The organism is Bacteroides sp. RCH18 (genome assembly GCF_058231005.1).
The window spans coordinates 2,756,135-2,780,089 of record NZ_JBIPTC010000001.1; the positions used below are offsets into that span (position 1 = coordinate 2,756,135).

General features: G+C 46.9%; 18 protein-coding genes. 2 read left to right on the plus strand and 16 right to left on the minus strand.

Annotation, left to right across the window (positions count from 1 at the left end; all coding sequences use genetic code 11):
* The first annotated feature begins 11 nt into the window (after positions 1 to 11).
* Positions 12 to 344, plus strand: a complete 333-nt coding sequence (locus ACHLI0_RS11005) for a hypothetical protein (protein ID WP_032840831.1) — start codon at positions 12 to 14, stop codon at positions 342 to 344.
* Between the two features lie 85 nt (positions 345 to 429).
* Here the strand turns inward: ACHLI0_RS11005 and ACHLI0_RS11010 are convergent, their stop codons facing one another.
* A complete protein-coding gene (locus ACHLI0_RS11010) occupies positions 430 to 1,437 on the minus strand; it encodes an aldo/keto reductase (protein ID WP_490749170.1) in 1,008 nt (335 codons plus the stop codon).
* A gap of 214 nt (positions 1,438 to 1,651) precedes the next feature.
* Positions 1,652 to 4,657 (minus strand): glycoside hydrolase family 2 protein, encoded by a 3,006-nt coding sequence (locus tag ACHLI0_RS11015; protein ID WP_490749172.1) that lies wholly within the window; start codon positions 4,655 to 4,657, stop codon positions 1,652 to 1,654.
* A gap of 104 nt (positions 4,658 to 4,761) precedes the next feature.
* Between ACHLI0_RS11015 and ACHLI0_RS11020 the strand changes: the two genes are divergently transcribed.
* A complete protein-coding gene (locus ACHLI0_RS11020) occupies positions 4,762 to 4,944 on the plus strand; it encodes a hypothetical protein (protein ID WP_147338187.1) in 183 nt (60 codons plus the stop codon).
* Positions 4,945 to 5,010: 66 nt separating this feature from the next.
* On the opposite strand, the gene ACHLI0_RS11025 is transcribed toward ACHLI0_RS11020, so the two are convergent.
* The 14 genes from ACHLI0_RS11025 to ACHLI0_RS11090 form a co-directional block, all read right to left on the minus strand.
* Positions 5,011 to 6,498: an MBOAT family O-acyltransferase gene (locus ACHLI0_RS11025; protein ID WP_055221682.1), complete on the minus strand. Its 1,488-nt coding sequence runs from the start codon at positions 6,496 to 6,498 to the stop codon at positions 5,011 to 5,013.
* Positions 6,485 to 7,393, minus strand: coding sequence for an SGNH/GDSL hydrolase family protein (locus tag ACHLI0_RS11030; RefSeq protein WP_055221680.1), 909 nt, complete (start codon positions 7,391 to 7,393; stop codon positions 6,485 to 6,487). Before ACHLI0_RS11030 ends, ACHLI0_RS11025 begins: the two co-directional genes overlap by 14 nt.
* Positions 7,380 to 8,774 (minus strand): SGNH/GDSL hydrolase family protein, encoded by a 1,395-nt coding sequence (locus ACHLI0_RS11035; protein ID WP_490749174.1) that lies wholly within the window; start codon positions 8,772 to 8,774, stop codon positions 7,380 to 7,382. Before ACHLI0_RS11035 ends, ACHLI0_RS11030 begins: the two co-directional genes overlap by 14 nt.
* Positions 8,775 to 8,995: 221 nt before the next feature.
* Positions 8,996 to 9,289, minus strand: a complete 294-nt coding sequence (locus tag ACHLI0_RS11040) for a PG0541 family transporter-associated protein (RefSeq protein ID WP_008762066.1) — start codon at positions 9,287 to 9,289, stop codon at positions 8,996 to 8,998.
* A 12-nt stretch (positions 9,290 to 9,301) separates the two neighbouring features.
* Positions 9,302 to 12,460, minus strand: a complete 3,159-nt coding sequence (locus tag ACHLI0_RS11045) for an efflux RND transporter permease subunit (RefSeq protein WP_195440736.1) — start codon at positions 12,458 to 12,460, stop codon at positions 9,302 to 9,304.
* 30 nt (positions 12,461 to 12,490) lie between these two features.
* Positions 12,491 to 13,507 carry an efflux RND transporter periplasmic adaptor subunit gene (locus tag ACHLI0_RS11050; RefSeq protein ID WP_055221675.1) on the minus strand — a complete coding sequence of 339 codons (1,017 nt, stop codon included), beginning with the start codon at positions 13,505 to 13,507 and terminating at the stop codon, positions 12,491 to 12,493.
* A 31-nt stretch (positions 13,508 to 13,538) separates the two neighbouring features.
* Positions 13,539 to 14,885, minus strand: a complete 1,347-nt coding sequence (locus ACHLI0_RS11055; RefSeq protein ID WP_008762063.1) for a TolC family protein — start codon at positions 14,883 to 14,885, stop codon at positions 13,539 to 13,541.
* Between the two features lie 49 nt (positions 14,886 to 14,934).
* Positions 14,935 to 15,585, minus strand: coding sequence for a TetR/AcrR family transcriptional regulator (locus tag ACHLI0_RS11060; RefSeq protein ID WP_055221670.1), 651 nt, complete (start codon positions 15,583 to 15,585; stop codon positions 14,935 to 14,937).
* A gap of 331 nt (positions 15,586 to 15,916) precedes the next feature.
* A complete protein-coding gene (gene hutH, locus ACHLI0_RS11065; RefSeq protein WP_011108449.1) occupies positions 15,917 to 17,416 on the minus strand; it encodes a histidine ammonia-lyase in 1,500 nt (499 codons plus the stop codon).
* The gene (locus ACHLI0_RS11070; RefSeq protein ID WP_414186259.1) at positions 17,413 to 18,042 is read right to left on the minus strand and encodes a cyclodeaminase/cyclohydrolase family protein; all 630 of its coding nucleotides are present in this window, start codon (positions 18,040 to 18,042) and stop codon (positions 17,413 to 17,415) included. The genes hutH and ACHLI0_RS11070 overlap by 4 nt, the downstream gene beginning before the upstream one ends.
* Positions 18,043 to 18,063: 21 nt before the next feature.
* Positions 18,064 to 19,317 carry an imidazolonepropionase gene (hutI, locus tag ACHLI0_RS11075; protein WP_225684072.1) on the minus strand — a complete coding sequence of 418 codons (1,254 nt, stop codon included), beginning with the start codon at positions 19,315 to 19,317 and terminating at the stop codon, positions 18,064 to 18,066.
* Positions 19,318 to 19,414: 97 nt separating this feature from the next.
* Positions 19,415 to 20,317, minus strand: a complete 903-nt coding sequence (gene ftcD, locus ACHLI0_RS11080) for a glutamate formimidoyltransferase (protein WP_414186258.1) — start codon at positions 20,315 to 20,317, stop codon at positions 19,415 to 19,417.
* Positions 20,318 to 20,345: 28 nt separating this feature from the next.
* Positions 20,346 to 22,337: a urocanate hydratase gene (gene hutU / locus ACHLI0_RS11085; RefSeq protein ID WP_490749178.1), complete on the minus strand. Its 1,992-nt coding sequence runs from the start codon at positions 22,335 to 22,337 to the stop codon at positions 20,346 to 20,348.
* A gap of 120 nt (positions 22,338 to 22,457) precedes the next feature.
* Entirely contained in the window at positions 22,458 to 23,105 is a 648-nt protein-coding gene (locus ACHLI0_RS11090) for a DUF6563 family protein (RefSeq protein WP_055221662.1), read from the minus strand.
* Positions 23,106 to 23,955 lie beyond the last annotated feature (850 nt).

Consider the following 23,955-nt stretch of genomic DNA (forward strand, 5'->3'; position numbering starts at 1 on the left):
ATAAATGTAAGATGAAAGGAATATATAAAAAAGCGTGGGAATCTTACCTTCGTCCGTTCCATGTTCAAGGCCTTCGCAATGCCCACCACCGAGAACGAACAACGCAGAAAGCCCACGCCGATATGTACAACACCCGTAACCTCCCTTTGTTTTCTCAAAAAGAGGCACGGATGTATATAAATACACATCAGGAGGACGTCTTAGTTGCTATTCGTCATTCCGGTGGTCAAAGTTTGCGAAGTTCTGAAACACGAAAGACAAACGCTTGTAAACGTCTTCTCTATATACACGGCTCCCCCACCACCCGGAGGCTTTCTGCGGAAGAGTCCGTTGCAAATGTATAAAAAAATAAGTTTGGTGCGCCAATTATGATTAATAATCTTTTAATCACTCTCAGCAAATGACAGTCCAATTACCCCAATAAAGCCATCAGACTTTACACAAAATTCGTTCTATCCCATTTAATTCTTCAGCAGTAAATTCCAACTGGTTTAAAGCCTGCAAATTGTCTGCCAGCTGATTCACTGAGCTCGCTCCTACTATGACCGATGTCATCCGTTCGTCTCTCAGCACCCATGCCAAAGCCATTTCTGCCAGCGTCTGTCCACGGTGACGGGCGATTTCATTCAATTGTCGGGCAGCCTCCACCTTTTCAGGCGTCACTTGCGAGCGTTGCAGAAAAGTGGAAGGACGTGCCGCACGTGAGCCTTCGGGGATGCCATTCAGATATTTATCCGTCAGTAATCCTTGCGCCAAAGGAGAAAAGGCGATAAAGCCGGAACCGTATTCGGCAGCCAAAGGAAGGCTTTCAGCCTCAACCGCACGGTCGAACATACTATAACGATACTGGCTGATAAGACAAGGAACGCCTGCTTTTACCATCATTTCATAGGCAATCCGCGCTTGCAGAGGAGGATATTTTGAGATTCCGATATACAGAGCTTTTCCTTGCTTTACAATATCAATCAACGTTTGAATGGTTTCTTCTACCGGAGTGACTCCGTCATAGCGATGACTATAAAAGATATCAAAATACTCCAGTCCTGTCCGGCGCAGACTCTGATCAATGCTTGCCATCAGATTCTTGCGGGAGCTGTTGCCGCCATAAGGCCCCATCCACATGTCATGGCCGGCTTTGGAGGAGATTATCATCTCATCCCGATATCCCTGGAAGTTTTCTTTGAGAATCCGTCCGAAATTAGTTTCGGCACTTCCCGGCACAGGACCATAGTTATTAGCAAGATCGAAATGGGTGATGCCATGGTCGAAGGCATATTTAATCATGTCGGTCGCTACACTAAAGTTATCTACGCTACCGAAGTTATGCCACAATCCTAAAGAGATGAGAGGCAGTTGCAAGCCACTCTTGCCACAGTATTTATATTGCATCCGATCGTAGCGATCAGTAGCCGGCTGATTATTCAATGGGTAATCCATAAGGTTCAATGTTTTTTTCGTTATTGCAAAGAAAGAGAAAATATTTTAATAACGTTCCATCTTATTGCTAAATTCAAAGGTTGAAATCAAGGAACAACGTCCTTCAGTCTGCCAGTAAAGGAGACACATTCTGATCAAAGAAGACAGATGATGTCACTATACTGACAGTACGATGGACGGTCCTTGGAAAACCAATCATACAAACCCTAAAAAACTATTTCAACAAGTTCTCCTTGAACTCTATTTCTACAATACGCAATTCATGCCCGGTCTTGTCCCCATCCTTCGCTTTAAACAAATCCAGTTCATTGGCAACGGGGGCGGCAACTTCTACTATTTGGCCGAAGGCATCTCCTTCTTTGCTTGTACCCTTCAGCCGGATGGTAATTTCATTGGTCAGTACCGGTTTTACATCCAAGTGGACGTATCCCAGACTCTTATCCGTATCTCCGCTCCATATCAGTTCTTTGCCTGCATATATCTCCAGCGGATAACTGCGCATACGCCATCCGGTCAGTTTCATACAAACTTCATCCACCCGTGCGGCACGTTCCAACTTATAGGTAATCCATGCGGTAGCTGCCTTCCCGTCATTCCGCCATTCGCTCAGTTCATTATCATCGAAACTGTTGACTGTATTCTCATTATTGGCTCCGGCAATGGCGGAAACGATACCGACATCCACTTTTGAGACCTTGTATGAAGGAGTCTGCGGAGTCTCACCACGAGTCAGCCTGCCTTCGAGTTCATCACCGGGGATATAGCTACTCAAACCGTTTTTCACTTCGACAGGTGAGGAAGTAAGGCTGATTTCTGCTGATTTCAATCCGTCGGCCTTCGCTGTGATACGGACGTTTCCGGCAGTAGTGAGCGAACGGATCAAAGCACGATTGATGCCGCATTCTACCGGCAAGTCTTTTGAAAGGATATAATTATTTTCTCCTTGTGCGATACCGCCACGCCATTCAGCAGGTCCTTCTACTTCAAAGTGTATCAAGTCATTTGCCAGCGGACAACGGTTGCCGTCTTTATCCATGACTTCTACCTGAAGCAATACCATATCGGCACCATCCGCTTTCCATCCTTCGGGACTCTGGATGAAACTCAATTGAATCTGTTCCGGCTTGCCAGCGGTCTGCAACTGAGTACGGCAACATTCTTTTCCGTTTTCGTCGTATCCTACGGCCTCCAGTCTGCCCGGTACGAAAGCGATATCTTTGAAGGTATACAGAAAATGATAATCCCGTTCACCATAGCCCAAAGACTTACCATTCAGAAATAATTCTACTTTATCGGCACTCGATACGACATATACCGGTTTCACTACCGTGTCATTATAATTCCAATGACCGACGATATAGATGCGAGGACATTCCGTATCTACCCAGCCGTCCCACATCACCTGATGTGCAAAGAAAGGATCTTTAGGAATACGCATGGCGTCGGTTACTCCGCTACGACGATAATTTTCTACTCCGCGATAGTGCGTATTGGTATCGGAGAAGATTATCTTCACGCCACCCGAACTTACACGGTCACCCGTTCCCGGACGTTCTCGCCAGTAATCGAACCAGCGAATAATATTTTCGATGGTAAAGGAATCCTGATTACGGTTGTAGACACGGGCATCCACTTTCTTCTGTACTTTGTTAGTAACGGTGGACTTATAAGAATTGCTGCCGTCTCCATCCTTGTGATAAGGATAGGAATAATCATCCCAGTATTTGCGCAATCCCTCGTCACGGCAATATTCCATTGCCCACATCGGATGATGCGCACTCTTATTGATATACAGCATTTCGCCTCCATATTCCGCTTCACGGATATCCAGCATTTCACGGGAACCGATTGCACGGCCGCCGTGAGGATCGTACAAATCACGTATCGCTTTCATCTCAATCATGTGTTCACGACTGATGGACTCATTGCCGCATTCATAAAATAAGATACTCGGATTATTACGGTTATAGATGATGGCGTCGCGCATCAATTCCGTACGCTGTTCCCACTGACGTCCTTCACAATCTTTTTCGGCATCTCCCGCCTGCATAGCCTGAATCAATCCTACACGGTCGCACGACTCGATATCCTGTTTCCACGGGGTGACATGCATCCAGCGCACGAGGTTCGCATTGCCCTCCACCATCAGATGATTGCTATAATCGCTCAGCCAGGCAGGTACGCTCATCCCGACTCCCGGCCATTCATTGCTTGTCCGCTGGGCAAAGCCCTTCATCTGAATGACACGGTCATTCAGCCAGATCATTCCTTTACCGAAACGCGTTTTACGGAATCCGGTGCGAGTGGCAACTTCGTCTACTTTCCTGCCATCTACCCACAGGCTTGTCTTTACTGTATACAGATAGCCATATCCCCAGCTCCAGAAATGTAGGTTATCTACTTCGGATGCCGCTTTCAGCGTGATTGTTTCACCCGGTTTCACTACCGCCTTTGTTCCTTCGAATGTTTGGATCGATGTACCGTCACGGTCTATCAGTTCTACTTGATAGGAAACCTGCTTATCACGGTTATATTCGTTTCTGATTTCAGATTCCGCATGGATAATGGCCTTGCGCGATTTCACACGGATGTCTTCGGCATAGATGTAGACTCCGGTCGTTTTGAGATTACTATATAAAGGTAAAGTCTGATACAAACGGTCGGTGACGTGCAGCCATACATTTTTGGGGATACCGCCATAATTGGCATTAAAGTTCTTATTGCTCCACTGGTATTTCGTGCCCGTCGCCCGTTCTTTATAATTCCAGTCATTGTCGATGCGGACTGCGATTACATTTTCCTGCCCGTACTTAATATAAGGAGTCAGATCAAAACCGACAGCCATGACACCATTCTCGTGCAGGCCGACATTCTGACCATTTATATAGAAATCCGCCCCTTGACGGACTCCTTCAAACTCTACAAAAACTTTCTTATTCTTGCTGTCGGCAGGCAGACGGAAATGTTTCCGATACCACATAATCGTATCGGTCAACTCATCAATGCTCAGGCGGAAAGCCTCATCTTCATTGAAGGCATGCGGTAAAGTCACTTTCTTCCACTCCGAATCAGAAAAACGCGGCTGCTTTGCCTCGGGAACATCGCCCACATAAAGCAACCAGTCTGAATTGAAGTTATATTTATTACGGACATCAGACGATGTCACGAACTGGCTTATTCCGATAAAAGCCAAAAAGAAAAAGAGGATTCTATGTCTCATAGTATGTCTATTTATCTGTTCGTGGCAAAGCTAGTGCAAAATATTACATATGTCCATAGACTAAAATACAGATTGCATAGAGATTTGTTCATAACTGCAAAGGAATGAATCAAACAGTAGTACACAATAGTAACTCCATTCTCCTCCTTCGGGAAGGAGGAGTGGTCGCAGACCGAGGTGGTAGGAAAAACAATGTTTATACCTATTTCTTTGTAAATGACAGGATTATGTATTCACCTACCACCTCCCCCTACGGGTACTCCTCCTTCCCGAAGGAGGAGAATTGAAGATAGAACCGACTATCATTTAGCTCAAAACCGTATGGTAATGAACAAAACTGTGTGGAAAGAAAGCTAAAACTGGAAATAAATAAACGGCTGAATCTCCGAACTCTTCATCTGAATGACCAGATAAATCAGAGCCACCATCAGCAGAGCTTTCCCTAAGAACGGCAGGCGAATGACTCCACGGCAAGCAGCATTCTCCCAACTATCCGGAGTGAAATGAAGCAGAAAGCCGAGCAGCATCAAGGCAAACACGCGCCAGTATCCTTCGATCAATTGTGGAAAAAGCTGCGGACGGAAAGTGGTGAATATCTGTCTCAACATATCCATCGAGTTCTGAAAATCAGCATTACGGAAGAATATCCAGCAGAAACAGACAAAGTGGAAAGTGATAATGATGCCGAATACACGACGCCAGCCATGACTTTGTTCCCCTTTCTTACGACCGGTGATGGACATCCACATCTTATGCGCCGCCAAAGCGATGCCGTGAAATGTTCCCCAAAGCACAAAGTTCCAGGAAGCTCCGTGCCACAATCCGCCCAAGAACATGGTAATAATCAGATTCAGATACTGGCGGAACTTACCTTTCCGGTTTCCTCCCAAGGATATGTACAGGTAATCGCGCAACCAACTGGACAATGAGATATGCCAACGCCGCCAAAATTCAGTGATGGAGGCGGACTTATAAGGAGAATTAAAGTTGAGATTAAAATGAAAGCCCAACAGCAGAGCGATACCGATAGCCATATCGCTATATCCGGAGAAGTCACAGTAAATCTGCAAAGCATATCCGTATACTCCCATCAGATTCTCGAGACCGGAATAAAGGGTCGGATTATCAAAGATACGCTCCACGAAGTTGACACTGATATAATCGGAAATGATTGCTTTCTTGAACAAACCGGAGAGAATAAGGAAAATCCCCCGCCCGAACATCTCCTGAGAAACGAAAAGCGGTTTCCGGATTTGCGGAATAAAGTCACGGGCACGCACAATAGGTCCGGCCACCAGCTGCGGAAAGAAGGATACATAAAACGCGTAATCCAGTATGTTGGTCAATGGCTTGATGTCTTTCCGGTAAACGTCAATGGTATAGCTTAATGACTGGAAAGTGAAGAATGAGATTCCTACAGGCAGGAATATATCAAGCGCCGTAAATTCTCCTCCCATCAACGAGGCAATCACTCCACCCAGAAAATTAGTATATTTAAAGTAGGCAAGAAGCCCCAGATTGACTCCCAAACTCAGAGTCACCAGGCCTTTACGCTTCCAGCGTCCTTCGGTACGGTCCATCCATTGCGCCAGCAGAAAGTCGCAAACCGTGACCAGCGCCAGCAGGAAAAAGTAAGTGCCGCTGCTCTTATAATAAAAGTAATAAGAGAAAAGCGTCACAAACAGAATACGGGCCGTATACTGACGCTGCAACAAGGTGTACACGATCATAAAGGCGGCAAACAGCCAAAGGAAGATACCACTGCTGAATATCATAGGTGCCTGCGGATCGTAGGTAAGCACCTCTTTTAACCGGCTGAAATCAATATCAATGGGAAACATAATCGTTATAAGCTTGAATAATGGCTTGGTATAATAAATTTCCTTGCAGGATATATCCCTCAGGTAAATAATGCACATGATCGGGACGCATCAATTTCGCTTCCGTCCAGTTGGTACAGGCACGGCGCTTGCCCCCTACTACATCGTACATATCCCACACGAGCAGACGATGATCTTTGGCATAACGGCGGATTGTTTCTGCTGCCGTAGCCGTCCGGGGATTGATGGCGTACGTACGTTTCCGCCGCCTTTGCCGGAAACTTTCGTAAGAACCCGGAGGTGTGGTGAGAAGAATAGGGACATCGGGAAGGCTGTCGCGCAACAGTTTGACAAGTTCGTCCATCTGATTATAGTGCAGGTTGACGTTATATCGCCGGTTATGACTTTCGTTGGTTCCGAAGGACAGAATCAGCAGTTCCGGCTTCATGGCTGCAATCTCGGCAATACGTCCCGGATGGGTAAACGTCAGACAGGTAGCCCCGTTCACCCCCATATCGGTATAAGAGACAGCACCAAAGGTTTCTTTCAGCAGCGTTCCCGTAGTTTGCGGATAGATGTGCCCGCGTACATGACTGTCTCCGATATGGAGAATACGCACCGTATCTTCGGAAAGTCCGGCACGTACCTGACGGAGACGTTCAAACACGGGTGTCAGCAGGGCAATGCTGTCGATTATCTCATTCCTTCCGGTTTCGCGGAAAGCGGAAGGAAAAGAAGTCTGCACGGCGATGGTATCATTCGCCCAGTTCATTTCCCGCAAAGGTTTTATCATTTTCAAGGTCTTCCCCAGTGGAGGACAGGCAGGGATACGGTCTTGCGCCTTTCCTGCCGGAAGAAGAAAGAAAGTTCCAAGTACCCCCAAGATAAAGCCCAGCAACAGGTTATTCTTGCTCATAAGCACGCCTCCTGTCATATTGTTCCTTACCGTATATCAATGTTTCATAGAGCAGTCCTGCCAGGTGTTTGCCTCCCCGGAAGTTGATATGAGTATAATCGTAGTTCGCCATCGAAGGTTTGGCATGTACGAGATTCGCCATACTGCCTTCGCCTCCCATCGCTTCAAACATATTCCAGAAAGCGATGCCGCTTTCGGCAGCAATGTTCTGCTGATAGCGAATCAGATTCTTGACTCCCGGCATGGTACGAAGTTCGCCATCTTCCGTCTTATAATCACGGTCGCCGACACTTAACAGCAAAATACTCGCCTGTGGAAAACAATTCTTCAGATGTTCGATAGAAGTGAGCAGTCCCTTCTGATAGTTATCATAAATGCGCCCCCGTTTGGTAGCCACATTCAATCCGTATTCAAGAATAATCAGATCATAAGGACGCTGCTCGTTAAACTGACGCAGCATTTGTTGCGGAATCCCCCGCAACGATAATCCGGAACTGCCTCGCAAGGAGAAATTATCAAGAATGATTCCTTTCTTACCATCCATCGCCAAGCCATAGAACAGCGTAGAATCGGCACGATCTACCGTCCACCGGACAGAGCCGATACGTCCTTCAACGGAAATCTTCTGCAAATCGCCCGAAGGTCCTAAAGAGTAGTTCTTACTCTCCCCCCGATTCACACGGGCAGTAAGATGAACGGAATCTTTATTATAAAAGAAAATAGAAGCCTGCTGACAGGTATCAAGCAGCGAAGCATATTTGCTTTGCCCCCTCAACTCAACGTATGCCCCTTCACGGGGAATAAAGTAGTGTCCGGAAATACCCTGTTTCTTTTTATCGAAATACACACTGTCCGTCACCGCATGACTGGACCATCCGCCGAAAGTATGCCGCACGGTAGGACGATACCCGCTCGTCATCGAAGTTATTGTGACAAATCCGACACCGCAACCGCCAAACCGCTTCTGAAGCATTTCACGTAAATCAGCCGTAAAGATATCCGCCTCTATAAATGAATCACCGAAAACGGCGATACGTACCAGCCCGTCATGATCCGGATAAGAAGAAGAAGTACGGTCGAGCGCTTCATAAAAAGAAGCCATGCCGCGACGGGTAGAGTCACCGTAATCTTCAATGCAAGTCATGCCCGCACGACAGGTATCGACAAAAACCGGCTTTACGACAGGAGGCAAAGGAATGGTATCCGAATCGGCTACCGCCACTTCCTGCTTCGGATAGCGAAGATCGCTTAAAAGATCGACACGCCTCATCGTGTGTCCGTCGATCGTTATAGCCGGAAGCCAGTGCAACCCAAAGAGTGCTGCAAACACAATGAGTACAAGCCATAACGAATATTTCAGGTAGTTCTTGATAATCTCCATCTTATAAGTAGATATAAGCACTCATTAAGTCCTCGTTTTTTATCCGGTGCCGAGCCACCTCCTCATCGGTGCCGAAGGAAGGCCTCATCGGTGCCAGACCACAAGTTCATCGGTGCCGGACGTTTTCAGGCTGCAAAGATAGGGAAAAGCAAGAAAAAAGAAGGGAGAATCTACATTATTTATAGATTCTCCCTTCCGATTATTGATTCACTGTACGAACGCTAGATGGTCCGTTCAATATTCCATACAAATGCACGTAATCCCAGCTGTTCGGTCTGTAAGTCCATCTTATGCAGGGTATCCAGCAGCGGATCGACTTTATTGTCATCGACCACCGTAAGGATAGCCGAACACATACTGGGCCAGGCATGACTGCCGAAGTGCGGATCGCCTGTCTTTGAACCACGTCCCTGCACCTTTTCAAGGTATGTAAAGCCCCGGCAGTTGAGACGGTCGAGCAATGCCATGATCCGTTCGTAATAAGCCTGATCGAATGTTATCAATACTGATTTCATATTTCTTTTCTGTTATTTCTTAATAATTTCATCTTTATGTTCCTGGAAGTAGACATCCAGTTCGCGTTTGCGATGGAGTTTACGACGTCTGTTCTTGATACCTGTTCCGGCAAATACACAGTACAGCGTAGGAATCAGGACGAGTGTCAACACAGTAGATACCGTCAGACCACCGATTACGGCAATCGCCATCGGACTCCACATCTCAGAACCTTGTCCGCCACCGATAGCCATCGGGATCATACCCAGAACGGTAGTAGCCGTTGTCATCAATACCGGACGGAGACGGCTCTTACCGGATGTCACCACAGAGTTGATGACCGCCATCCCCCGCTCTCGACAGAGCGTGATGTAGTCGATGAGCACAATACCGTTCTTCACCACAATACCAATCAGCATGATACCTCCCAGCAAACTCATTACACTCAGCGTACTGCCCGTAAAGAACAACGCCATCAAGACTCCACTAAATGCAAACGGCAGAGAGAACATGATAATGAACGGATAAGTCAGAGACTCGAACTGTGCCGCCATTACGATGAATACAAGGATAACAATCAGGATACCCAGTGTTCCCAAGTCGCGGAACGAGTCCTGCTGGTCTTCGTACGAACCGGAAATCTGAATCGTGATTTCTCCCGGAATATCCATCTTATCAATAAGCTTGTTACCTGCTGCCACTACGTCACCCAACGGAGCACCGGAGATAACGGCGGATACGGTCACGATACGTTCACGGTCTTTACGCTCAATGGTAGGAGGCGCAAAACGTTCGACTACCTTTCCGACATCTTTTACACGCACGGACTCGCCTTTGGCATTATAAATAAGGATGTTCTCGATGCTTTCCAGACTTGTACGATATTCGGGTGCATAGCGCACTTTGATATCATACTCATCTCCGTCTTCACGATATTTGGAAGCAACGGCACCATTGATACGATTACGCAGATAGTTACCGGCTGTAGCCAGGTTCAGTCCGTGCATCGCCAGCTTCTCACGGTCGAAGTCAACCTGATACTCGGGCTGGTAGTCACTACGGCTGATGTTTACCTCGGTCACCCCTTTTACGGTCAGCAGCTCACGTTTCAAACGGGCTGCCACGCTATCGGTCATCGTCATATCGTATCCGTATATCTCAAAGTCGGCACTTGCCTGAGCAGACATACCTGTATTACTACCTCCCAGAATAACCTGTGCCTTGCTGAACTCCGGATAACCTTTCAAGTCCTGACGCATCTCGTCGCAGACTGTTTCCAGTGAGATATCACGATCTCCCGGGTCCACCAGACTGATATTGAAGGAGATAATGTGCGAACCGTTGTCCTGCATGGAAGCCCACGTATTATCCGAGTCCGCCTGACCTACGGTATAGTTACATACCTTCATGATATCTTTATACTTCGTCAGCCACTGGTTAGTCAGCTTCTCAGAAAGTTCCTGTGCAATCTCTTTTCGTGTACCAATCGGCAATTCAAGCTGAACAGCGATACGGGCATTATCCTGTGCAGGGAAGAACTCCGTACCGATTCCTTTCGCACACAGCAAGCTGACTACGAAGAAAGCAATACATCCCACAATCACAACCGGACGATGACGAACTGCCCAGTTCAGCATTTTCGCATAACCTGTATCGAGTGCGTCCAACGCTTTCTCTATCGGAGTAAAGAAGAGTTTGAACATCTTCGACGGGCGCTTCTGCAGACGAAGTAATTGCGAACAGAGCATCGGGGTCAGTGACAACGCCGCCACGGTAGACACAAACATGATGGCACACATCATCCAGCCCAACTGCTTGAAGAGCACACCGGACATACCGCTTACCATGGTCAACGGGAAGAACACGGCGATCATGGTCAGCGTAGAAGCGATTACGGAAATAGCCACCTCATTCGTTCCATGTACTGCTGCCTGTTTCGGGTCCGAACCACGCTCAATATGTGTCGTCACGTTTTCAAGTACCACAATCGCATCATCCACCACCATACCGATGGCAATAGACAGAGACGACAGTGAGATAATGTTGATCGTATTTCCGGTAATCGCCAGATAGATAAAGGAGGCGATCAACGAAAGCGGAATCGTGATACAGATAATCAATGTCGCACGCCAGCGTCCCAGGAACAGGAACACGACGATTACAACGAACAGCAAGGCATACATTACAGTCTCTGCCAAACTGTCAATCGTATTCAAGATATTATCGGAAGTATCGACAATCACTCCCAGCTTCACATCACTCGGCAGGTTCTTCTGCAAACGCGGAAGCGCTTCCTCTACCTTACGGGAAATTTCTACAGAGTTGGCACCCGACTGCTTCTGAACCACAATCATCGCACCCTGCACACCGTTATTATAGGTTTCCTGCGCACGCTCTTCCACCGTGTCCACGATGCGAGCCACATCACGCAGGAAGACATTCGCTCCATTGTGTGTACCTACTACGATATCTGCCAACTGACGGGAATCATCAAACTCCCCTTCCACACGGAGGGCATACGTTTCACTACCGATATCGAAGTTACCGCCCGGAATATTCTTGTTTTCGGCTCCGATAATAGAGCTGATAGTTTCAATGCTCAGGTTATAAGCTTCCAGTTTGTTAGGGTCGCAATATACCTGAATCTCACGTTGCGGCGCACCACTGATGGACACTGTTCCCACCCCGGGAATACGTGCCAACGGGTTAACCACACGGTCGTCCAGTATCTTGTAAAGCGCGGCCTGGCTCTCATTGGCCTGTACCGAAAGCAATACAATCGGAATCATGTCCGTACTGAACTTGAAGATGATCGGATTCTCGACATCATCCGGCAGCTGTGAGCTTACCATGTCGAGTTTGTCACGCACATCATTCGTCAGCACGTCAATATCATTACCAAACTCAAATTCCAATGTAATCAATGACATATTCTCGGAAGAACGAGAGGTAATATGTTTCAGGTTACTCACCGCATTCAAGGTATTCTCCAGCGGCCGGGTAACGTTATTTTCTATATCCGAAGCACTTGCGCCAGGATATGCGGTCATTACCATGATCGTATTTGTATCGATGTCCGGATACAAGTCGATAGGTAACTTGGACAAAGAGAAAAGACCAAAAATCACCACTGCCAGAAAGCAGAGGGAGGTCATAATCGGTTTCTTAACCGCACCTTCGTATAAACTCATTTCTTTATAGTGATTAGTTTAATAGTGATTTTACTTCTCGATCTCTACTTCCGTACCGTTTATCAGACGTGCCTGTCCGGCCACTACCACCTGCGAGTTATCGGGCACACCGGATTTCAGCTCATACTCCGAGCCCATGCGTCTGCCTAACTCCACTTTGTTGTAGGACACTTTGCCATCTTTATAAACGTACACATAGCGATCGCCGGAACCTGCCTGTTTCACAATAGCCAAGTCGGGTACTACGACGTTGTCCGCCGTACCGAAGTTCAGGGTAGCACGGGCAAACATTCCCGGACGTACACGCTGATCTTTATTGTCCAACTTGATCTCGATCTGGAAAGTACGGGTAGTTGCGTCGATAGTCGGATAGATCAGGCTGATAGTTCCCTTGAACAGCTCGTCACCATATACATCCAGCTTCACATCTACCGGTTCGCCTTTCTTCACCTTCGTGAAGTAGGTTTCAGACACATTGATCATCAGCTTGACCGGAGTGATCTGTTCGACCACCAGCACCGGACTTCCTCCGCTATACATATCACCATTATCGTAATTACGGGCAGTGATTACTCCGTTGATCGGGCTCAACAGGAATGTATTCTCTACCAGATTATTATAAGCAGTCTGCTTCACATCGAGCTGCATCTTCGCAGCATCCCACTCTGATTTGGAAGCACCGCCTACCTTATAAAGTTCGTCGATACGATTAAATTCAATTTGCTGATTGTCCAATTGCAGTTTCGTCTGTGTGAGGTTGGCTGCATCCATCTGCACCAGTTTCTGGCCTTTGGATACACGGTCGCCCACTTCTACCAGAATCCGGTCAATGCGGACAGGTGACGAAGGAGCAATGTTGTTCTTTACTTCAGCTTCTACCGTCGCTGTATAATCCTGTATCTGATCTACGGGACGGGCTGTTACATCAGCCACTTTTACTCTGGGCTTCTCGTCTTCCTGTTTCACAGCAGCCTTATCTTTTCCACCCGTACATGAGCTCATTACTACTGTCAATAGCAGAGCCACTAATTGGATACCTTTTTTCATATTCCTTAGTTGTAATTTTAGTTGTCTATCTTTATTGTTTTCCCAAAACCTGATCAAGGTCAGCCTTAGCTACCAGGTAATCGTAGATTGATTGATTGTAAGTAAGTTGTGCCTGCGTGAGTGATACCTGCGAACTGTTAAGTTCGAGCACGGTCCCCTTACCGACTTCATAACGTTTTCCGGCAATCTGTACCGCTTTTTCAGCCTGCATCACGTTTTCTTTGTTGCTGACCACCTGCTCGGAACTGGCAGTCATATTGTTACGGTAGCTGACTACCTGCATATTCAGTTTTCTCTCCGTATCGATGCGGTTCCAGTCAAGCTGGCGCATCTGGATACGGGCCGATTTTACCTTCGTAAAGTTACTCGCCCTATACAAAGGAATGCTCAGATTGAACATCAAAGACGAACTGTTACTCCATGTATAATCAAAGAAATTGATGTTCGGATTATACAAAGACTGATATTGATAAGAGAAGCTCATCGACAAAGTAGGCATGAAGTTCGTTTTCAGCGACTTCACGTTCTTTTCAAGCAATTTCATATTCAGCTCGAACTGCTTCATCGTTGTATTGTTCTCCAGACTCATATCTTCTTCCTTCAACTGATTGGCAAACAGCATTGATTCGTAGTTTGTCAGATTATCGTCAGTCTTAATATCCACGTCAGCTGTAATTCCCATCAGCACTTTCAACTGGAGTTTCGCCAGCGTCACGGCATTGGCGGCAGAAATGACATTCGGCTTGATACTGCGCATCTGTACTTCTGCGCTGATCTTATCAAATTCGCTGACTGCACCTTGTTGATACTTGGCGTTCACGACATTGAAATTATCTTCTGCCAACTTATAACTGCCTTGAAGCACTTCATAACTGTCTTGTGCAAGCATCAGCTGATAATAAGCTTTGGTCACTTGATTAATCAAATCCAGTTCGGAAGCACGCGACTTCTCCACTGCCAGTTCGATATCCGTCTTTGTCATTGACATGGCCCGGTAAACAGCCGGTGCAAACAAAGGCAGGTTAATGCTCAGTCCGGCATTGGCGGTATTCGTACCGTCCTGCCCCATCTTGAACGACATATCGTTCAGTTTCATTTCAGCCGCTTTGATCGTGTGATCCAATGATCCGTTTAGGCTTGCTTCGGGTAACAGGCTCTGCCACGCTTCCTTACTTGCAACTTTCTTTAAGGCAATTTCTTCTGCCGCCACCTTTATCGTAGGATTCTCATCCAACGCTATTTCCAGGGCTTTGTCCAGCGTCAATGTCAGCGTATTCTGCGTTGTCTGCTCCGTCTGAGCCTTTGCAAAGCCAAACGCACAGAGAGCCATTGCCGTCAGAAGCATTTTCTTGCCTGTCAATCTTTTCAATCTGTTCATAAACTCGTTTCTATTTGATCCTTAATTGTTTGTCATCCGAACCTTACTTCTATTGTTGCTCGACCCGGTTTTTACGATATTCTGATATAAATTCCTCTAAAACTTTGGCTCCTTTTTCCGTGGAAATACCACGTATATAGGTAAACATGATGGATTCATATACTTCTATAAAAGGATATTCGTTGCAAATGTCCGTATTCAACAGCACATCAAACTGCTCGCGCACCAACAGATTGACTATCTCAAAGTTGACATCCGAACGAAAGATACCTTGCTCCACGCCCGACTTAAAGAAAGACATCGTCTTCTCTGAGTCACTTTCGCTACGGTCTTTCATCATTGCATATACCTTCGGATATTTCTTGATATCCTCGAAGAAGCGCTTGTTGGTCTGATGAAAGATCTCGATGCTTTTCTGAAAGACAGCAAGTATCACCTCCAGCACATTGTTGGATTGCTCGTATATCTCCTGCAAGTATTTGTCTCTCTCGGCTTGCTTTTGCAGAATACACTCTTTCAATAATGATTCCTTATCTGCAAAAACCTCATAGAGCGTACGTTTGGAAATGCCCAATGCTGCCGCAATGTCATCCATCGTAATACACTTGATACCTTTCAAAGTAAAAGCTTCTGTCGCGGTCATTATGATCCGTTCTCTCAGCTCCGCCTTTTGGGACGCGTCTCTTCCATGCTCCATCATCACTCTTTTTAGATTTTGTTAGACTCAGTTTTCTATAAATTCACCATTTAAAGCGAAAAACGGAACAAAGATATATAGAAAACTCAATTAACAAATCAAGTTTCCTTTTATTTATAGCCCATTTGATAAATATTATCATTCATTAGAGGTATATGAAAACAAGTGTTAAGAGGAAATATGGAGCAAAAGTAAGGAATAGCGGTATATGAAGTAAAGTTTTATCGCTGTAAGAGGGAGAATAATCGGCAAATGCCGGATAAATATCGATAAGAATCGATCGTTTATCCGGCAATAACAGTCACCATTATTAACGAAAAGCGAAAAAGGAGGTTTAGTACTCTAACTTAGTCCTTTTTAAAAAAGCGACTGTTTTATGTATTTCTTTGTACATCACGATGTCGTCTTTCACAAAAGGCACTTCTTTCCGGTAGGCATGCAGGAAACTCTCCAGCAGCGGAGACGTTTTCAGCGGACGGCGGAAATCGATGCCCTGCGCAGCATTCATCAGTTCGATGGCAAGGATATGTTCAAGGTTGTCCATCACTTTATAAAGTTTGGTTGCGGCATTGGCTCCCATACTTACGTGGTCTTCCTGCCCGTTGGACGAAACGATGGAATCGCTCGATGCGGCATAGCAGTACATTTTATTCTGACTGACCATAGACGCAGCAGCGTATTGGGGAATCATAAAGCCGGAATTCAGTCCCGGATTGGCTACCAGAAATTCCGGAAGTTCGCGAAGTCCCATAATCAATTGAGAGACACGGCGTTCGGAGATATTTCCCAGTTCTGCCAGGGCAATGGCGAGAAAGTCATAGGAGATAGCCAACGGCTGACCGTGGAAGTTTCCACCGGAAATGATTCTGTCTTCGTCAGGGAAGATCGTGGGATTGTCCGTGACGGAATTGATTTCGGTCAGCAGTACGGAGGAAACATAGCGGATAGCGTCTTTCGTGGCACCATGCACTTGCGGGATGCAACGGAAAGAGTAAGGATCCTGCACGTGCGCTTTGGGACGTTCGATCAGTTCGCTGCCTGCCAGCAGTTTACGGAAAGCCTCTCCCGTCTCGATCTGTCCGGGATGAGGGCGTATCTGCTGGATGCAATCCATAAACGGGTCGATGCGTCCGTCGAAGGCTTCAAGAGAAAGGGCGGCTATCAGGTCGGCTTTCTTGGAGAGGCGGAAGGCTTTGAGAATGGCAAATACACCGTTGGCACTCATGAACTGGGTACCGTTGAGCAGTGCAAGCCCTTCCTTGCTCATGAGCCGGACGGGTTCCCAGCCAAATTCGTCGAGCACGCTGATGGCTTCACATTTCTTTCCTTTATAGTTGACATCGCCCACACCGATCAAAGGAAGGAACAGATTGGCTAATGGGGCGAGATCGCCGGAAGCTCCCAAGGAACCGCGGTCATAGACGATGGGCAGTACGTCGTTATTGAAAAAGTCGAGGATACGCTGCACGGTGATAAGTTGCACGCCGCTATGTCCCAACGAGAGAGCGTGGGCTTTGAGCAACATCATCAGTTTGATGATGACAGGACGGATTTCTTCGCCAACACTGCAGGCATGGCTCTTTATCAGGTTTTCCTGCAAGGTTCCCAATTCGCCGGGAGATATATTTTTAGTGCATAACGAGCCGAAGCCGGTGGTGATGCCATAAAGAGGTTCTTCGGAAGAAGCGATTTTATGGTCGAGATAATCACGGCATTTCTGAATGCGGAGCTTGGCTTCGGGAGCCAGTTCCAGCTTCAGATTCTCGTTGATGATCCGTTCGATGATTTCGAAGGTCAGTTCTCCGGAACCTATTTGATACACATTCTTGCTCATACACGTAAGTCTTGGTTGACGGCATCCAGTAATTCTTTCTCTTTCCGGCAAGCGGTTTGCTCCATCCGGTCCGCTTCGGCTTGCAAGCCCTGGACAAATTCTTTGTCTTTGAGTACCCCCAGATTAATGCGGACATTCAGCAATGCCCCCAATACGGCGGATCGTGCCGCCATCATGGCTACACAGGCGTCTGTAATAGCGTTCCGGTTTCCCAAGCGGGCGATGTCTGCTATGACGGGCATCACTTCAAGTGCTTTTCGGGCAACTTCCATCGGAATGAGGGCGGCATGCCTGGTGGCTTCCTGAATGGCAGCGCTGCGGGCAGCTTTTTCTTCATCGGTAGCTTTGGGAAGTTTAAAACAGGCAAAAACTTCATCATAGGCTTCGGAGTCTTTATCAATCAAGGCGATGAATTCTTTTTGGAATCGGGTGGTAAGCGTCTGTGCGTGCTGCATTACTTCTTCACTGGCTTCATATCCTTTCTTGCCGATGGTGAGTCTCGTCACCATCGTGGCCAAAGCGGAAGCCAGCGCTCCGCCTAAAGCGGCAATACTACCACCGCCGGGTACCGGATCATTGCCGGCTACCTTATCTAAGAAATCTTTTACGGTTAAATCTGCTAACATGGTATTTTATGATTTTAGTTATCAATTGACGGGGTATAGCATACCGCCTTTAATAGTCATGATGACACAGTTCATGCCTACGTAGTATGGCAGAATGTGATAATTGTCCGAATTCAGTATGACAAAGTCGCCTTGCTTACCTACTTCGATGCTTCCGATCCGGTCTGCCCGATGAAGGGCAGCAGCCCCGTTCAGTGTAAGGGCAGTGATGGTTTCTTCGATGCTAAGTTTCATGTAAATACACGCCAAAGCAATGGTCAACGGGATGGAACCGGAGAAACAGCTTCCCGGATTCAAGTCTGTGGCAAGTGCTACGGCACAGCCGGCATCAATCATTTCACGACCGCGTGCATAAGGTTCTTTCAGTGCGAAAGCCGTCAGAGGCAGTAGGGTAGCTACTACTCCTGCGTCGGCCATTGCACGGATTCCGGCATCGGAAGCCTGAAGCAGATGGTCGGCAGACAAAGCGCCCAGTTCGGCAGCCAACTCAGCGCCACCAAAGGAAACGATTTCATCGGCATGGAGCTTTAACAGGAAGCCTTGCTCTTTGGCTGCCTGAAGGAGACGGCGGGACTGTTCGACAGAGAAAACTCCTTGTTCGCAAAAGACATCGCAACATTCGGCAAGTCCGTTCTCGCGGATAACGGGGAGCATTTCACGAATCAGAAAGTCGATGTATTCGTCTCCTCTTCCTTTATACTCTTCGGGAAGGGCGTGGGCTCCTAAGAAAGTGGATACAATGTCGATACGTTTGTGTTCGTCATTGTTCAGGCTGCGCATTATTTTCAGTTGCAGCAGTTCTGTTTCCCGATCGAGTCCATAACCGCTTTTGCCTTCTACCGTGGTGACTCCCATAGCGCTCATCTTCTTCAGAAAGCCTTCGGCCGCCGAGCGAAGTTTCAGGAAATTCATTTGCCGGGTAGCTTTTACGGTACTGGCTATCCCTCCGCCACGTTCCATAATGGACATATAGCTTTCGCCTTTCAGCCGCCAGGAAAATTCTTCGGAACGTTCTCCGCCAAAAACAAAATGGGTATGCGAGTCGACAAAGCCCGGAAGCAGGCAATGTCCCCGGGCGTTATAATGCCAGTAGTGCTGGTAATAGCCGTCACGATCTTCGCCACGACTCTCGCCGACGTAAGTGATGATGCCTTTGGTCACTTCTACCGTTCCGTTTTCTATGATGCGGAGTTGTCCCATTTCCGCACCTTTACGGGCGGAGGTTCCTGTCGGGGTGACAATACGGGCATTGAATATAATCAGGTTTTCACTCATTGATCTTTTATTATTCAGTTCTTACTAGTTCAATCATAATTCGATATAAGTTTCCGCAGCTTTATATCGGACGCACGTTATTTTAATACTCCGGGCGCTATTCCATGATACGCGCTTCCAGCACCTGCTGCATGGAGAAATTCTCCAGTCCTAAATAATAGGAAGCCGTGTCTATCAGCGCTTCCATCGGTACCAGACCAATGATCTCACTTCCAACAATCGTCACTCCATAGCGGCGGGCCTCAATACGCACCAATTCGAAAGCACGATAAAGGGCAGTGCGGGTGTAATCGGTCATATTAATGGATACTTGGGTGATATTCCGTTCTTTCAGTTCCACCCCCATTGCTTTGACGTAGCGGAGACCGCCGTTGATATGCCGGATATTCTTTGCTATTTTCGTGGCTATTTCAAGATTATTGGTACTCAGATTGATGTTATAAGCGACCAGCGGCATTCGGGCACCGATAGCTACCGTTCCGGCAGTGGGATGACGCTCGGCAGGTCCGAAGTCGGGCTGCCATTCGGGAAGTTTAATTTTCTCCGCCATTCCTTCAAATTCTCCCTTACGGACGGAGGCCAGATTTTCCCGATGCGGGGCCGTGGCGGACTTTTCATATAGAAAGACAGGGAGATTATATAGTTCCGCCACTCGGGAGGCTACTTCTTTCGACAAGGCGACGGCTTCTTCCATCGTCGTATTCTTGATCGGGATGAAAGGAACCACATCCACCGCTCCCATGCGGGGATGCTGTCCGCTATGATGGTTAAGGTCTATCAGACGGACAGCAATGCCGATAGCTTCAATGACTGCATCGCGCAAGGCTTCCGGTTCGCCAACCAAAGTGACTACCAAACGATTATGATCTTCATCATTACTATAATCGAGCAGCTTCACGCCGGATTTGCCACGAAAAGGGGCTACTATCTTGTCTATTTTCTCCAAATCACGTCCCTCGCTAAAGTTGGGGACACATTCGATGATCTTATTCCAATTCATGTTTATTTCTCTATTTCGTTACTTTCTATTACAATGCTTCTTTTATTGTCTTTTTAATCAGCTCGTCATCAGCCAGATAAGGCATCGTTATATGATACCCTTCCGAATGTGATTCATTAAAAGCGCCGCTAGTCTCCATTGCATGCGGATTGCGAGCCCACGAACGGCGGGCCACTCCGCCCATCACATCCCAAAGCATAGCCGAGCGAAGTATCTCGTCTACCCGTTCGCTGCCGTCACATACCATGCCGAAGCCGCCATTAATCGCTTTTCCGATACCGACTCCACCGCCATTATGCAGGGCTACCAGGCTCATGCCACGCGCACAGTTTCCGGCGAAACACTGCACAGCCATATCAGCCATGACATTACTTCCGTCTTTGATATTCGATGTCTCACGGAAAGGCGAATCGGTTCCACTCACATCATGATGATCGCGGCCCAACATGATCGGTCCTACTTCTCCCCGCCGTACCATTTCATTGAAACGGAGGGCGATATTCATTCTTCCTACGGCATCCTGATAGAGAATACGTGCCTGAGTACCTACTACCAGCCGGTTCTTTTCGGCATCGCGTATCCAATTATAATTATCCAGATCCTGCCCCCGCCGATTGACATCAATGCACTCCATTGCGGCACGATCCGTTTTTATCAGATCTTCGTGCTTACCGCTCAGACATACCCATCGGAAGGGGCCATAGCCATAATCAAAGAGTTGGGGTCCCATGATATCTTCTACATAACTCGGCCATATAAATCCGTCTTTCTCATCAACGCCATTGCGGGAAATCTCTTTCACTCCGGCATCATAAACGGCTTTCATAAAGGAGTTGCCATAATCGAAGAAGTAAGTGCCGCGTGCCACTAGTTTCCGGATTACCTCAAAATGGCGACGCAAGGAAGCGTCTGCCAGACGACGGAACTGATCAGGAGATTCATGAAGAAGGCGGGTGCGCTCTTCAAAAGTCAAGCCTGCGGGACAGTAGCCTCCTTCGTAAACGGCATGACAAGAGGTCTGATCGGACAAAAGTTCAATATGAATCTGCTCGCGTTCCGCATATTCCAGCAAATCGACGACGTTACCATGATAGGCTATCGAGCAAGGTTCCCGACGTTCCATCGCTTCTTTTGCCAGACGGAAAGCCTCCGACAAGTCTTGTGTGACATGGCCTACCCATCCCTGCCGATAACGTGTTTCGATACGGGAACTATCGACTTCGGCTATAATAGAGGCTGCTCCGGCTATTTCGGCTGCCTTGGGCTGCGCCCCGCTCATTCCTCCCAAACCGGAAGATACGAAGAGGTGACCACGCAAATCTTTGTCCTGCGGAATGCCGAGTTTCAATCGTCCGGCATTGAGTAATGTATTGAAAGTGCCATGAACAATACCCTGCGGACCAATATACATCCAGCCGCCCGCCGTCATCTGCCCATAGTTGGCAACTCCCATTTGTGCGGCAATGTGCCAGTCGTGCTGATTGTCGAACTGGCCTATCATCATAGAGTTAGTAATAATAACGCGGGGAGCATCGGGACGGGAACGAAACAGTCCCAACGGATGTCCGGACTCAATGACCAGTGTTTGCTCAGGAGTAAGTTCTTCGAGATATTGCTTGATCAGGAGGTATTGCATCCAGTTCTGACAAACTTGGCCGGTTTCACCATAAGTTACAAGTTCATAGGGATACAACGCGATATCAAAACAGAGATTGTTGTCAATCATTACTTGAAAGGCTTTGCCTTCCACACATTTGCCACGATATTCATCAATCGCCCTTGCTTTCAGGTCGCCTGCGGGGCGGAAGCGGTATCCGTAAATTCGTCCACGGGTACGCAATTCTTCCATAAATTCAGGTGCCAGTTGCTCATGCAATTCCAAGGGGATATAGCGCAATGCATTCTTCAATGCCGTAGCTGTCTGCGCCGGCGTAAGCGTATAACTACGGTCGGGGGCCCTCCGGATACCTTCTATGAAAGCTGGGTAGGGAGGTAACGTGTTGCCAAGAGTTATCTTCATAATAAGCAGAATTAAGGATTACAAACTGTAAGCAATACAGTTCTATAACTCTTCGCAATATAGAAAAAAAGAAGAGAAAAGACAAAGGTTTTGGTAGATTTATTATCAGAAAGGTATTATTTATTCTTTCTGCTGCTCACCACACAGCATTTGCAGATACTTGAAGGTATGCTTCGCTTCCTGACTGTCTTTTGTAAGGTAGGCTTTCTTCCAGTCCGGATGTTTTTCCAGCAGTTGCGCCATCTTTTCTTTTCCTACAAAATCAATCTTTCCGGTCTCACCGTTCAGCTCATAGCAGACTCGTTTAGTAACCAGACTTGAAGCAGCAAGAGCATCTCCCACATTTCCGCCCAGTTTCACATCATCTTCTTCTGCAAATGTCCCGCCGATTACCGACCCTAATGGCATCGCACAGAAATAAATATTTTTGCCCAACTGAACAGCCGGAGCATACCACGCCCCGAAACGCATCTTTTTATATCGCAACTTACGGCAGTTGATAAACAAATCTCCTTTAGCAGTGCGCACTGCAAAACAACGCTTCTTCAACTGGCGGCACATAGATTCATCGTTGCCTGCCGTTATCCGGTAGTCAGCCCCTCCTGTCAATAGAATCTGGCTTCTGGAACGCTTCTCCACTCTCAATACCGCAAGGGTATCGCCATCTTGAGCCATCAACTCTTTCAAGTTTGAATAAATGATATTCTGCGCAACTAACGGAAGGCTAATCACGCTTATCAGCAACCACAAAATACATCCTTTCTTCATAAGCTATCCTCCTTTCTTCATTCAACGCCTTTTCGAGTGGAAAGTTATAAATTTTAGCGCATAAATGCAAGAATGGAAAAAGAAATGTTGAAAAAAGAAGTCAGGAAGCCCCTTTCGCCTTCTTGGCACAGCACCTCTTACACGCAATTATCCCGGAAGCAAGTCAATCGCACCCGAAGTTTGTTTATTCATGAGATACGGTTTATGGTTCTTTTCATAATCTTATCTTGGCTTTTTTCATTCGGAATATCAGGTGTTTTATGTGGTATATCAGGCGTTAATACCTGAGTCGTCAGGGTTGACTAAAAAGTCGGTAGTATCTCCAATTCCCCTCCCTTCGGGAAGGAGGGGTGGCTGAAAGCCGGGGTGGTAGGTAAAATGATGTATATTCATATTTTACTGTAAATGAAAGAGTTATGTATTCACCTACCACCTCCCCCTACGGGTACTCCTCCTTCCGGAAGGAGGAGATTCGAGATAGAATCGACTTTTTAGTCACTCCCATTTGAGATACTACCGGCTTTTTAGTCAGCCCCATATCAACTATTAATGATTGAGGAATCAGGTATTAATACTTGTTATGACCGATATTATGACTTATACTGTGCCCCATACTGATGTAGCATACATAAGTAATCATAAAGAATAAGTTGTGACAATTTACATGGAAACAGGCTCCATTCATATCCGTTTAAGTTTGTGACAATGTTTATCCGGGCAAAGGAAAGATAAGTACCTAGGAACAACAGCAAATGAACGATTCATTATGCTATCATGCAGGCATGATTAATATATTCCGTCAGTAACAATAAATCGTTTCACGTACATGCTCCCAACAGTCCACGTACGT

Excerpts from the sequence above, each read along its gene's own strand:
- ACHLI0_RS11005 (WP_032840831.1), top strand. The coding sequence starts at position 12 with ATGAAAGGAATATATAAAAAAGCGTGGGAATCTTACCTTCGTCCGTTC.
- ACHLI0_RS11010 (WP_490749170.1), bottom strand. The coding sequence starts at position 1,437 with ATGGATTACCCATTGAATAATCAGCCGGCTACTGATCGCTACGATCGG.
- ACHLI0_RS11015 (WP_490749172.1), bottom strand. The coding sequence starts at position 4,657 with ATGAGACATAGAATCCTCTTTTTCTTTTTGGCTTTTATCGGAATAAGC.
- ACHLI0_RS11020 (WP_147338187.1), top strand. The coding sequence starts at position 4,762 with ATGAATCAAACAGTAGTACACAATAGTAACTCCATTCTCCTCCTTCGG.
- ACHLI0_RS11025 (WP_055221682.1), bottom strand. The coding sequence starts at position 6,498 with ATGTTTCCCATTGATATTGATTTCAGCCGGTTAAAAGAGGTGCTTACC.
- ACHLI0_RS11030 (WP_055221680.1), bottom strand. The coding sequence starts at position 7,393 with ATGAGCAAGAATAACCTGTTGCTGGGCTTTATCTTGGGGGTACTTGGA.
- ACHLI0_RS11035 (WP_490749174.1), bottom strand. The coding sequence starts at position 8,774 with ATGGAGATTATCAAGAACTACCTGAAATATTCGTTATGGCTTGTACTC.
- ACHLI0_RS11040 (WP_008762066.1), bottom strand. The coding sequence starts at position 9,289 with ATGAAATCAGTATTGATAACATTCGATCAGGCTTATTACGAACGGATC.
- ACHLI0_RS11045 (WP_195440736.1), bottom strand. The coding sequence starts at position 12,460 with ATGAGTTTATACGAAGGTGCGGTTAAGAAACCGATTATGACCTCCCTC.
- ACHLI0_RS11050 (WP_055221675.1), bottom strand. The coding sequence starts at position 13,507 with ATGAAAAAAGGTATCCAATTAGTGGCTCTGCTATTGACAGTAGTAATG.
- ACHLI0_RS11055 (WP_008762063.1), bottom strand. The coding sequence starts at position 14,885 with ATGAACAGATTGAAAAGATTGACAGGCAAGAAAATGCTTCTGACGGCA.
- ACHLI0_RS11060 (WP_055221670.1), bottom strand. The coding sequence starts at position 15,585 with ATGATGGAGCATGGAAGAGACGCGTCCCAAAAGGCGGAGCTGAGAGAA.
- hutH (WP_011108449.1), bottom strand. The coding sequence starts at position 17,416 with ATGAGCAAGAATGTGTATCAAATAGGTTCCGGAGAACTGACCTTCGAA.
- ACHLI0_RS11070 (WP_414186259.1), bottom strand. The coding sequence starts at position 18,042 with ATGTTAGCAGATTTAACCGTAAAAGATTTCTTAGATAAGGTAGCCGGC.
- hutI (WP_225684072.1), bottom strand. The coding sequence starts at position 19,317 with ATGAGTGAAAACCTGATTATATTCAATGCCCGTATTGTCACCCCGACA.
- ftcD (WP_414186258.1), bottom strand. The coding sequence starts at position 20,317 with ATGAATTGGAATAAGATCATCGAATGTGTCCCCAACTTTAGCGAGGGA.
- hutU (WP_490749178.1), bottom strand. The coding sequence starts at position 22,337 with ATGAAGATAACTCTTGGCAACACGTTACCTCCCTACCCAGCTTTCATA.
- ACHLI0_RS11090 (WP_055221662.1), bottom strand. The coding sequence starts at position 23,105 with ATGAAGAAAGGATGTATTTTGTGGTTGCTGATAAGCGTGATTAGCCTT.